Annotated in this window: 9 protein-coding genes; 3 read left to right on the top strand and 6 right to left on the bottom strand. The window is 65.8% G+C overall.

The window, feature by feature from the left end; translation table 11 throughout:
- Positions 1–48: 48 nt before the first annotated feature.
- The 5 genes from H163_RS0113660 to H163_RS0113680 form a co-directional block, all read right to left on the bottom strand.
- The gene (locus H163_RS0113660) at positions 49–849 is read right to left on the bottom strand and encodes a phosphodiesterase (protein ID WP_019965159.1); all 801 of its coding nucleotides are present in this window, start codon (positions 847–849) and stop codon (positions 49–51) included.
- 123 nt (positions 850–972) lie between these two features.
- Positions 973–2265 carry an ABC transporter substrate-binding protein gene (locus tag H163_RS0113665; RefSeq protein WP_026355834.1) on the bottom strand — a complete coding sequence of 431 codons (1293 nt, stop codon included), beginning with the start codon at positions 2263–2265 and terminating at the stop codon, positions 973–975.
- A 41-nt stretch (positions 2266–2306) separates the two neighbouring features.
- The gene (locus H163_RS0113670; RefSeq protein ID WP_019965161.1) at positions 2307–3128 is read right to left on the bottom strand and encodes a carbohydrate ABC transporter permease; all 822 of its coding nucleotides are present in this window, start codon (positions 3126–3128) and stop codon (positions 2307–2309) included.
- Positions 3128–3982 carry a carbohydrate ABC transporter permease gene (locus tag H163_RS0113675; protein ID WP_174234548.1) on the bottom strand — a complete coding sequence of 285 codons (855 nt, stop codon included), beginning with the start codon at positions 3980–3982 and terminating at the stop codon, positions 3128–3130. The genes H163_RS0113670 and H163_RS0113675 overlap by 1 nt, the downstream gene beginning before the upstream one ends.
- A 74-nt stretch (positions 3983–4056) precedes the next feature.
- The gene (locus H163_RS0113680) at positions 4057–5202 is read right to left on the bottom strand and encodes an ABC transporter ATP-binding protein (RefSeq protein WP_019965163.1); all 1146 of its coding nucleotides are present in this window, start codon (positions 5200–5202) and stop codon (positions 4057–4059) included.
- Positions 5203–5598: 396 nt separating this feature from the next.
- On the opposite strand from H163_RS0113680, the gene H163_RS23710 reads away from it, so the two are divergent.
- From H163_RS23710 to H163_RS0113695, 3 genes are read left to right on the top strand one after another with little or no spacing between them, the layout of a single operon-like run.
- On the top strand, positions 5599–7824 hold the full coding sequence (locus H163_RS23710; RefSeq protein ID WP_081626026.1) for a caspase family protein: 2226 nt from the start codon (positions 5599–5601) through the stop codon (positions 7822–7824).
- Positions 7821–9782 (top strand): adenylate/guanylate cyclase domain-containing protein, encoded by a 1962-nt coding sequence (locus H163_RS23715; protein ID WP_081626027.1) that lies wholly within the window; start codon positions 7821–7823, stop codon positions 9780–9782. The genes H163_RS23710 and H163_RS23715 overlap by 4 nt, the downstream gene beginning before the upstream one ends.
- Before the next feature lie 39 nt (positions 9783–9821).
- Positions 9822–10544, top strand: coding sequence for a hypothetical protein (locus H163_RS0113695; RefSeq protein ID WP_026355835.1), 723 nt, complete (start codon positions 9822–9824; stop codon positions 10542–10544).
- A 33-nt stretch (positions 10545–10577) separates the two neighbouring features.
- On the opposite strand, the gene H163_RS0113700 is transcribed toward H163_RS0113695, so the two are convergent.
- Positions 10578–11708 carry a M20/M25/M40 family metallo-hydrolase gene (locus H163_RS0113700; protein ID WP_019965166.1) on the bottom strand — a complete coding sequence of 377 codons (1131 nt, stop codon included), beginning with the start codon at positions 11706–11708 and terminating at the stop codon, positions 10578–10580.
- Positions 11709–11757 lie beyond the last annotated feature (49 nt).

The following is an 11757-nucleotide window of genomic DNA, read 5'->3' on the forward strand; positions in this document are numbered from 1 at the left end:
CTGCCTCCTGAGGAGCCGGGCAATCACCTCCGGCTGCCATAGCCCCCCTCACGGCCCCTCGCACCGCGCTGCGCGGCTGGTTGCCACTTGTGATGTTTCGGCGGTGTAGGCGCGCAGGCCGTGATCGTCGAGGAGGAGGATGCGGTAGGTGGGGTTGCCGCCGGTCCACCAGGGGCATGGGTCGGCAAGGTCGGTGATGAACCGGTGACCGGTTGCCTGACCGGAGCTGTAGGCGATGCCGTTGGCTGCCGTGCCTGACATGGGGATGTGGATGTGGCCGAAGACGATGTGGCGCACACCGCCCGGATGGGCGCCGAGGCGCTGCATCAGCGCGCCATCATCATGCAGGCCGATGTTGTCGAAATGGCCGATGCCGCAGTCGAAGGGCGGGTGATGGATGAAGACGGTGACGGGCACATCCCCTGCCCCGGCCAGCGCTTCATCGAGAAACACCATGCGGTCTGCCCCGTAGAGCCCGCCGATCATGCCCGCTTCATGGGTGTCCAGAAACAGCAGGCGGCCATGGCCGGTATCCTTGAAGGACTGGACGAAGCCCTGCCCGTCCACCGGATGCTCAGGGAAGGCGTCGCGGAATTCCGGGCGGCGGTCATGGTTGCCGATCAGCAGGCGCACTTCGAAGGACACGGGCGCAAGGATATCGCGCAGCAGCGCATAGGCTTCCGGATCGCCGTGGTTGCACAGGTCACCGGTGATGACCATGAGGTCCGTGTCGCCATGGCGGGCGAGAATGTCGTCGACGGCAAGGCGCAGCTGGCGCTCCGGATCGACGCCATTCACCACCGCGCCGGGGGGCATCAGGTGGGTGTCGGTGAGCTGGATGATTTTCATGGGAATTGTCCTGAAAGGGTATGCAAGGGGCAAGAAAAGGCTGCGGGAAACAGGCCCCCGCAGCCTCAACGGTCAATTGGCTGTGCCCGGCTGCCGCAAGACGCAGACAGCCGGGAGAAAGCATCACTTCATCAGGGCGTTGGTCTGTTCAACCACCTGCTTCAGGCCGTCTTCCGGTGTCAGCTCGCCGCGCATGACGGCGCCGATGATGTCGCGCTGGGTGCGCCAGATGCGGACCGAGTCGCCGCCCGGATAACCGGCCCAGGGCATGGAGCGGTCGGCCTGCAGGGAAGCGGTCTTCACGTTCGGCTTCTCGGCATAGAAGGGCGCCAGATAGTCCGGGCCGGTGGCCAGCTTGTTGGTCGGCAGATAGCCGGTGATGCGCACGATGGTGTCCTGCGCCTGCGGGCCGGTGATCCACTTCAGGTACTTCCAGGCCGCATCCTGCTTGGCCTTGTCCTGCGTCAGGATCACGGCGGAGTTGCCGCCCGTCGGCACGCCGCCGGTGTCCTTGTTGTCCAGCGGGAAGGTGGCGGTCTTCAGCGCGAAGCGGTCACCCACCAGGCCTTCGATGGTCTGCACGTGGGCGGGCGTGGAGAAGATGAAGCCGGTGAGGCCTGCGCCGAACTGCTGGCGCGACTGGTCCCAGTCCAAAAGGTTCTGGCCACCCTCGGTGACGAAACGGCGGGTCAGCTTCAGGGCATTGAGGCCAATTTCGTTGTCGAAGGCAACGGTCTTGGTCTCAGCATCGACCAGACGGCCGCCCTGCTGGAAGATCAGCGCCTGCCACAGCCAGTCATCCGGCCAGCCGTTGATGTCATAGCCCATGCCGGCGATCTTCGGATCAAGGGCGTGGATCTTCGCAGCCAGTTCGATGAGGCCTTCGAAGGTGGTGGGCATCTTGTCCGGGTCGCCGCCGGCCTTCTTCACCAGATCGGCGTTGATGTAGACGATCGGCGAGGACGCATTGACCGGCAGGCCATACTGCTTGCCGTCGATCTGGCCGAGGGCGGCCATCTTCGGGCTGTAGTTGGCGTCGAGGAAGGCCTGGCCGCCTTCGGCTTCGATGAAGGGCGACAGATCGGTGATCTGGTTGCGCGGGGCCAGCGTGTGGACGAGTTCCGCCGTCAGGTTATAGCCGGAGAAATAGACATCCGGCAGGTTGCCCGTCACGGCGGCGCGCAGCACCTGCTGCTGGCCTTCGTTGTAGCCGGCGGCAGGGGCGAGGAAGTTGATCTTGATGTCCGGGTTGTTCTTCATGAACTCATCGGCCAGCGGCTGATGGAACTTGGTGAAGCCCGGCAGGTTGTAGAGCACGTCGAGCGTGATCTGATCGGCAAGGGCCGGCTTGCCAAGCCCGGCCATGGCGAGGCCGAGGGCAAGACCGCCGATGGCGGTGCGGCGTGTGATCTTCATGACAGTCTCCAGATGCGGTTGGGAGGAGGAGAAAGGCCGGGTCATTTGACACCGGTCATGGTGATGCCCGCGATGAAATGGCGGCGGGCAAGGAGGAAGCACAGCACCATGGGTGCGGTGATGAGGGTGGCTCCGGCCATCAGCGCGCCGTAGTTGGCGCCCGTCTCCGCATCGGCGAAGAACAGCATGCCGAGCGGCGGCGGAGCGAGGTTGACGTCGGTGACGACGATCATCGGCCAGTAGAGGTCATTCCAGTGGGCCACCACCGAGAAGACCGAGAAGGCAGCGAGCGAAGGTAGCGAGCCGCGCAGCACCAGACCCCAGCAGATTTCCATCTCCGAAAAGCCATCCATGCGGGCGGCCTCGATGATTTCGTCCGGATAGCTGCGGAAGGACTGGTGGAAGAGGAAGATGGCGAAGACCGACAGGAAGAACGGCAGCATCATCGCAAAGTAGGTGTTGAGCATCTTCGTCCAGGCGAGGCCGACGAAGAGCGGCAGGGCCAGCGCCTGAATGGGCACGCAGAGCGCGGCGATGACGAGGCCGAGCAGCAGGCGGCGGCCCGGAAAGCGGAGCTTGGCCAGCGCATAGGCCGCCGGCACCGCCGTCAGGATCTGCACGATCAGGATGCCGCCGCAGACGATGGCGCCGTTCAGCATGAAGCGCGCCATGGGCACCTGGCTGGCGGCGCGGGAATAGTTCTCCGCCCCGTCGAACTGGTCCGGAAATGGCCAGAGCGAGACGTTGAAGATCTCCGCAGGCGGGCGGATGGAGGTCAGCAGCATCCAGTAGAACGGCAGCAGCATGAAGGCCGCGCCGAGGGCCAGAACCAGATGCGGGGCAAAGCGGCGGAGAGCGGCCATCAGTAATGCACCTTCCGGTCCATGTGCACCGTCTGCCCGATGGACAGCACCAGCACGATTGCAAGGAAGATCAGCGTCAGCGCGGCGGCATAGCCGGTGTTGGAATATTCGAAGCCTTCGAGATAGAGCGCGAAGAGCAGCGTTTCGGAGCCGAAGCGCCCCTTGGTCAGCACGGCCACCGTCTCGAACACCTTGAAGGCGGAGATGGAGGTGGTGACCACGACGAAAAGCGTGGTCGGTCCCAGCATCGGCCAGGTGACGGTGAGGAACCGGTCCAGCGGCGAGCGGGCGCCGTCCAGCCTTGCGGCCTCGTAAAGGTCCTGCGGAATGGCGGTGAGACCGGCCAGAAACAGCACCATGTTGAAGCCCAGCACCTGCCAGATGCCGATGATCGCCATGGACGGGATCAGCAGCACCGGATCGGAGAGGAAGGACACGGGCGAGAAGCCCAGCCACTTGATCGCCGCATTCACCGGGCCGATGGAAGGGTGCAGCAGGAACTGCCAGACGGTGGCCATGGCGACGAGCGTTGCCGTGACCGGCAGGAAATAGGCCACTTCCCAGAAGCTGCGGCTGCGCTTGCGGGCATTGACCAGCAGCGCCGCGCCAAGCCCTAGGCCGACGCCGAAGGGGATGACCAGCGCCGCATAAAGCGCGGTGTTGCGCAGCGCCCGCATGAACACCGGATCGGAGAAGGCCTGTGCGAAATTATCAAGGCCAATGAAATGAAGCGACAGCGCGCCCAGCCGGTAATCCGTGACGGAAAACCCGGCGAGAATGATGACGGGCAGAATGTAGATGCCGAGCAGAAGCAGGCTGGCGGGGGCGGCAAACATCAGCCCGCGCATCATCATCTGCCGTTCACGGCGGGTGCGGCGGCGCGGCACGGGCGCTGCCTCTCCGGTTTCAAGGCCGAGGCTGGTCACGCTCATGCGGCCGCCCTCCCCTGCGTTGCGGCTTCCCGGCGCTGGCCATCGGCACCGAAGACATGCAGCCGCTCCGGCGCGAAGGACAGGTTCAGCGTGCCTTCCGGCGAAACGGCCAGCGGCACGGCCGCGGACTGGCGGAACGTCAGGACGAGATCATCGTGTCCAGCAAGCGCGCAGCTGACATAGCGGTCGGCGCCATGCATCTCGGCCCGCAGCACGCGGACGGTCAGGCCGTCGGACGCAGGGACCAGGTCTTCCGGCCGCAGGCCGATGGTGGCGGTTTCCGCCCCTTGTGCGGCCACCTGCACGCCCAGATCCTGCCCCAGCGCATGCACGCGGCCTTCGGCCGTGATTTCGGCCGGCAGCAGGTTGATCGCCGGCATCCCGATGAAGCGGGCGACGGTCAGCGTCGCCGGGCGGCGGTAGAGCTCATCCGGCGTGCCCAGCTGCTCGATCCGCCCTTCCGACATCAGCGCGATGCGGTCGGACATGGTCATGGCTTCGATCTGGTCATGGGTCACATAGATGAAGGTCGCGCCCAGCCGCCGGTGCAGGGCCGCCAGTTCCTCGCGCATGTGGGCGCGCAGCTTGGCGTCGAGGTTCGACAGCGGCTCATCCATCAGGAAGGCCGAAGGAGAGCGCACCAGCGCCCGGGCAAGCGCCACACGCTGGCGCTGGCCGCCGGAAAGCTGGGCGGGCCTGCGGTCCAGCAGATGGCCAATCTGCAAGGTTTCGGCGGCGTCTTCGACAGCGGCGGAGATTTCGGCAAGCCGTGCCTTCGGCGCCATCAGGCGGCCCACCAGCGGCAGGCGGGCGGAAGCGGGCAGACGGCGCATGCGCAACGGGGTGGCGATGTTCTGGCGCACACTCATGTGCGGGTAAAGCGCGTAGGACTGGAACACCATGGCAAGGTTCCGGTCGCTCGGGTCCATGCCGGTCACATCCGCGCCGCCGATGTTCACCTTTCCCTGATCCGGCGTCTCCAGCCCGGCGATGACCCGCAGCAGCGTGGACTTGCCACAGCCGGAGGAGCCGACCAGCGAGAGAAATTCACCCGGACGGATGGACAGATCGATGCCCTTGAGCACGCTTTCGCTGCCAAAGGTCTTGCGGATTCCGGAAAGTTCGACTGCTTGCGGCGACATCCTGCGCTCCCTGTTCAGGGGCGCATATGCAAGTCTCCATATGACAGATTGACGAAGCCTTGCTGACCATTTGATGAATTAAGCAAATTTAAGCAGAGATTTTATCCGCGTGTAATCAGGATTGATCATATGGATAAGCAGGATTTATGGCTTTGCGTATCTTCGATTGCTTTCTTAGACGGCACAAAAACCTCATAGCATCTGCCCGCCACCGTGACTCGGCTGAATCTGTGCAAGGCGGAGCATGAGGGCGGCAGTCCGTGACACGCAGCACACCTTGCAAGACAGGCTGCTGTAAGATCATTGCCCGCAGGTTGCCTTTGCTGCTCCCGGCGGATTATCCAGTAGGCAGCAACGCGGGCGCCATTTCGGGCATCATTCCGGGCAGGACAGACGATGAGACAAGCTGACAGCGGGTCGCGGAAGACGATGGCAGAGCCCGCCAGACTGGTGCCTGCGATGATGATGGCCGTTCTGGTTCTCTGCCTCATGCTGCTGGGTGCGGTGGCTCCGGCACGTGCGCAAGACACGGCCAGCCGCCTCGCGCTGGTGATCGGCAATGCCGCCTATGACAGCCCTGCCCTGCCCGCCCTGAAAAACCCGGCCAATGATGCGGCGCTGATTTCCGGCAGTCTCAAGGCGGCAGGCTTTGAGGTGACGCTGGTGATGGATGCGGATCTGCGCGGCATGAAGGCGGCGGTGCGCGACTTCACGGCCAGGCTCAAGGCCGCCCCCTCCGGCACGCTGGCGGCGGTCTATTACTCCGGCCACGGCTTTGCCGCCGGCGGGCGCAATTATCTGGCCCCGCTCGGCGCGGATCTGCGCGAGGAAGTGGATGCGGAGTTCGAGGCGCTGCCGGTGGACTGGGTGCTGGCGGCGGTGGAAGAGGCCCATGACGGGCCGAACATCATCATCCTCGATGCCTGCCGCAACACGGCGCTGACCCGCTCCGCAGGCGGCAGCGCGGGCGGTCTGACGCTGCTGACGGGCACGCCGCGCGGCAGTTTCATTTCCTTTGCAACGGCTCCCGGCAGCACGGCAGCGGATGGTGAGGGTCTCAACAGCCCCTATTCGGCGGCCATTGCCCGGGAGCTTCTGGTGCCCGGCGCCAGCATCGAAACCGTGTTCAAGCGCGTGCGGCAGGATGTGGTGACGGCAACGGACGGGGCGCAGGTGCCGTGGGACCATTCTTCACTCACCACCGACATCATCCTGATGCCAACCGCAGACAGCGCGGATGCAGCGGGCGCCGGTCCTGCCCCTGCGGCCACCGCCGAGGCGCTGCAGCAGGAACTGGTGTTCTGGAACGGGGTAAAGGACAGCCGCACCGCCGCCGACTACGAGGCCTATCTGGAGCGCTTTCCCGCTGGTGCCTTTGCCGAGCTGGCCCGCATGCGCCTTGCCAGCTTGCCTGCGGCGGACACCGGGCAGATCGAACAGCTTTTCGCCGCCCTGCAAAGCCGCTCGCTGCTGGTGGAAAATCCGCAGCGCCCGCATGAATTCTACGCCAACGCCCGCCTGCGCGAGCTGAAGGGCGATTATCCGGGCGCACGGCAGGACTATCTGAAATATTTCGCCTTCGGCGAGCCGCAGATTGATCCGCACCTGCGGTTTCAGGCGGTGCTGAAGGTGCAGGAGGGCCGCGCCGGAGCGCGCGAGGTCTACCGTGCGCTTTCCGCCGGGCGCCGCGATCCGGCCACGCTGTTTGCCTCGATCCTGCTGGAGGAGCGGGACGAGCGGGTGCGCCGGCTGGACAGCTTCATAGAAGCCTATCCGGATTTCGGCCCGGCGCTTTACGAGCTCAGCCTCGATTATTCGCAGAGCCGCCTCGGCCAGCAGTCGCTGGCCGACAAGACGAGGGAAAAGGATCTGCTGACCCGTTTCGTCGAGGCGGCGGATCAAGGCAAGGTGCTGCGCTATTTCATCGACCAGCAGATGGCCGCCAGCTGGCTGGAAGATGCCCGCAGCCGCCTTGCCGCGCTTTCGGCCATGAGCGATGCGGCCATGGCCAATCCGCTGCAGCTGTCCGCCACCCGCAGCAATCAGGGCTGGCTGATGACGCTCTCCATCGCCGACAAGGCGCGTGAGATCTTCGTGCGCCTGCCGGGCGGCGAGTTCCGCTCCACCGGCGTCATGAGCGGGGCGATGGACCCGGCCACCGGCCAGCACCTGCCCTATCCCGGCTTCGAGCTGCCCGGCTCGGCGACCGCCATGGAGATCGAGGTGCAATACACCAATCTGCACGGCGAGACGCAGGGGCCGTACAGGCTGCATTTCGATCCGGACACGGCGCTGATTGCCGGGCAGAAGGACATTCTCGAGCGTTTCTGGAACAGCTGGATCTCCTTCGGCGGCACTGGTGACAGGCTGGCCTATTTCACCCATCTGCTCAGCTACCGCTGCGCATTGTCCGGCGTGCGCTACGGCATCAACAAGGATGAGCCGGACACAGCCTTCGACACCGGCCCCTGTGACCCGGACAATCCCCATGCCGTGCCCCGCTCCGGGCCGGGATCGGATGTCTATCTGCAGGTGCCGCGCAGCACGTCCTATATCACCGTGCAACTGACCTACAGGGACGGCACCCGCTCGGACGTGCGCCGCTTCGACGCCCCCAGATGACCATGGGCCGCGCCAGCAAACCCGCGCTTGCGGGGCCATTGCAGCGCAGGCTGGCGCCGGTTCTGGCGGCCTGCCTTGCGCTTATTCTGGTGCTGCCCGTGGCCACAAGGCTGGAGCCGCGCCTTGGCGATGTGATCCTGTTTGCCGGTGGCGGCACGGCAGCGGAACGGCGCGAGGATATCGTCATCCTCACCATCACCGAGGAAACGCTCGCCGCCTTTCCCTACCGCTCGCCCATCGACCGGGGCTTTCTCGCGGCCCTGATCCGCCGCATCAGCGCCACCGGCCCCAAGGCCATCGGCATCGACATCCTGTTCGACGGCCCGAGCGACCCGGTGAAGGATGCCGATCTGCTGGGGGCGATTGACGACGCTTCAAGCCCGGTGATCCTGGCTGTTGCCAGCGACCTCAATGACCTGACGCCGCAGCAGCGGATTTATCTGGGAAACTCGGTCAGCGGGCGCGGCCATGGCTCCATCGTGCTGCAGCGCGATGATTCAGATGGCATCGTGCGGCATCTGCCCTTCCCGCAGGACAGGGACGGCGCACCGATCACCACCTTCACGGCAGCGCTGGCCGCCGAAGCTGCCGGCACGCCGCCGCCGCGCGGGCGCATTCTCTATCAGGCGCCGCAAGGCCCCGGCCTCACCGCCTTTCCGCAATATCCGGCCCACACGGCGGCGCTGCTGCCGGATGAGTGGCTTGCCGGGAAATACGTGCTGATCGGCACGGACCTGCCGCATCTCGACCAGCATCCGGCGCCGATGGTGTCCCTTGCCGGCACCGAAGGCGGCACCGTGCCGGGCATCGCCATCCACGCGCATATTCTGGCGCAGGTGCTGGAAGGCCGCAGCCTGCCTGCCCTGCCGCTGGAATTCGGCCTCATGCTGGCTGCCCTTGCGGCGGCCGCCACCGTCACCGGCTTCACCCTGACGCAGAAGCCGGGCCGCTTCTTCCTCGTGCTTGGCCTTGCCGCATTTGCCTGTCTTGCCGTGTCCGCGCTGCTGCTGCGCTTGCAGATCCTGCAGCTGCCGGTGCTCACCCCGCCTGCCGCCGCGATTGCCGCCGCGCTGCTGCTCGCCCTGTTCCGCTGGCGCATCGACCGGTCAGAGCGGGCGTTTCTCAACACCGCCTTCTCCCGCTATGTCAGCCCGCAAGTGGTGCAGCGGCTGACCTCGGGGCGGCTCAGCCTTGCCCTTGGCGGGGAAAAGCGCACCGTCACCTATGTGTTCACGGATCTGGAAGGCTTTACCACCCTGTCGGAGCAGCTGACGGCGGATCAGGTGGCCGCGATCCTCAACCGCTATCTGGACCGCATGTGTGACCTTTTCGTCGGCCACGGCGCCACCATCGACAAGCTGATCGGGGACGCCGTGGTCGGCTTCTTCGGCGCACCGGAGGAAGACCCGGAGCAGAGCCTCAAGGCCGTGAAGCTGGCGCTGGCGGTGGATGCCTTCTGCGAGGGCTTCCGCAAGGAGATGGCGGCGGAGGGCATTCCGCTCGGCGTCACCCGCATCGGCCTGCACCGGGGCGAGGCTGTGGTCGGTAATTTTGGCGGTAGCCGGTTTTTCGATTATACAAGCATCGGTGACACGGTGAACACCGCCGCCCGGCTGGAAGGCGCCAACAAGTATCTGGGCACGCGCATTTGCGTCAGCGCCGCAGCTGCGGCCCACGCTCAGGGCCTCACCTGCCGGCCCATCGGCGATCTGGTGGTGAAGGGCCGCGCGGAACCCTTGCCCTGCGTCGAGCCTTTGAGTGAGGCGGAGGCCGGGACGGAGTGGATGGCGGCCTATGCCGCCGCTTTCGCCTTGCTGCAGCAAGAGGATGCGGAGGCGGCGCGGCAGGGGTTCGAGGCGGTGCTGCGCCTGCGCGGCGATGACGGCCCCTCGCGCCTGCATCTGGCGCGCCTCGGGCAAGGTGAAACGGGTACACAGATCGTTCTGGGCGGCAAATGACCTGCGCCCGAACGGATCGAGAGCAAGATGAGGTTCGGCATGTTCCGGCAGATGATGATCGCGGCCCTGTTGAGCGGGGCAACCGCAGCGCCAGCGCTGGCGGACATGATTGTGGTTGCCGCCAGCGGCCCCGCCAGCCTGCAGCCGGGCGACCGCATTGCCGAAGGCTCCAGCCTCAAACTGCCTGATGGCGCAAAGGTCACCGTTCTTTTCCAGTCCGGTGAAATGAAACGCATCGACGGCCCCTTCGACGGCAAGCTGGATGCCGCCCCGCCGGTGGAGCGCCCCTTCAGCGGCTGGGATGCGGTGCGCAAGTTCCTTGGCGCTGGCGGCCAGACATCGGAAGTGCTCGGCGCCTCGCGCAAGACGGACAGCAGCCTGCCGGACCAGCCGGGCATCTGGCTCGTCAGCATCGACAGCTCCGGCGAACGCTGCACCCGCAAGGATGAACTGACCTTCTGGCGGCGGGACGCGGCAGAGACCCTGACCGTCACCCTGCGCAATGAAGCAGGCAAGGCGTCAGATCTCAACTGGCCGGCGGGCAGCCACACATTCACAGCCCCAGCCACATTCCCTGTGACCGAAGGCGCGCTGGCGCTTTCGGCTGGCTCAAACTTGCGCAAGTTCGGCCTCAAGGTGCTGCCGCAGGATCTGGAAGACGCCTATCCCGGTGCCGTGCTCGGCTGGCTGCTCGACAGCGGCTGCAACCGCCAGGCCTCCGCACTCATCTCCCGCGTCCACGGCGGACAGCCGCTGGAATGAGGCAAGGGCTGCCCGCCCTTGCCTTTGCCGCCCTCAGGACAGCCGCAGGAACAGGCCGGCGCAGAGCTTGGCACGCTCTGCGAGGCTGTCGATCAGGATATGCTCGTTAAGCGTATGCAGACCTGAACCGCGCACGCCGATGGAATCCAGCGTCGGGATGCCGAGGGCGCCGGTGAAGTTGCCATCCGACCCGCCGCCCGCGCTGGCGTGGCTCATCTCGAAGCCCACTTCTGCGGCCAGTTCCTTTCCGATCTCGTAGAGCGCCAGCGTGCCTGCATCGGGCTCCCACACGGGACGGGTGACGCCGCGTGTCACCTCGATGATCACCTCGCCGCTGTCATCATTCAGCGCCAGCATCCGCTCCACGCCCGCATCAAGATCCGCCTGCCGCTTGGCCATGGACAGCACCTGCCCCTCGCAGAGGGACGAGACGCAGTTGACCCACTCCCCGCCCCGGACGATGCCGACGCTGAAGGTGCAGTCCTCGCCCGTCATTGCCTCGATTTCCAGCACCTTGCGGGCCATGGCGGCAATCGCCGAGCGCCCGTCCTTCAGCGCCCAGCCCGCATGGCTGGGGCGGCCGATGGTGCGCAGGTTGAAACGGGCAATCGCATAGCGGCCCGTGACGCAGCCGCCATCCTCCCGCGCCGGTTCCGGCACCAGCACATAGCGGTTGCGCAGGGCCTCCATCTCGATGAGATCGCGCGTCGAAGGCGTGCCCACTTCCTCATCGGGGGTAAAGAGCACCGTCACCGGCAGCGGCGTGGAGAGCCCGGCGCGGATGATCTGGCGCAGAGCCTCGACGGCGACGTAATTGCCGCCCTTCATGTCCTGAATGCCCGGCCCGTAGGCCCGGTTGCCCTCGATGCGGAACGGCAGCTTCTCCAGCGTGCCGATGGGATGCACGGAATCCATGTGGCCGCTGACAAGAATGCCCGGCTTGCCCTTGTCCGGATGCGGCAGGCGGGCGCGCAGCGATCCGCCAAAGCCCATCCGCCCCGGAATGCGCTCGATATCTGCGCCGAGCGCTGCCAGCTCATAGGCGGCGAGATCCATCATCCGGTTGAGCGCGGCCGCGTCATGGGTGGGGCTTTCGCATTCCACCCAGGGACGCAGGCCCTTGATCATTTCATTGCTGTCGAAAGGTAAGTCCGTGAAACGCATGGCCTGCTCCCGGCGGTTCTGCGTGAAGGGATGAGGTTGAGGCTGAGCG

Origin of the sequence: Pannonibacter phragmitetus DSM 14782, assembly GCF_000382365.1 — a bacterium.
GTDB classification, from domain to species: Bacteria; Pseudomonadota; Alphaproteobacteria; order Rhizobiales; family Stappiaceae; genus Pannonibacter; species Pannonibacter phragmitetus.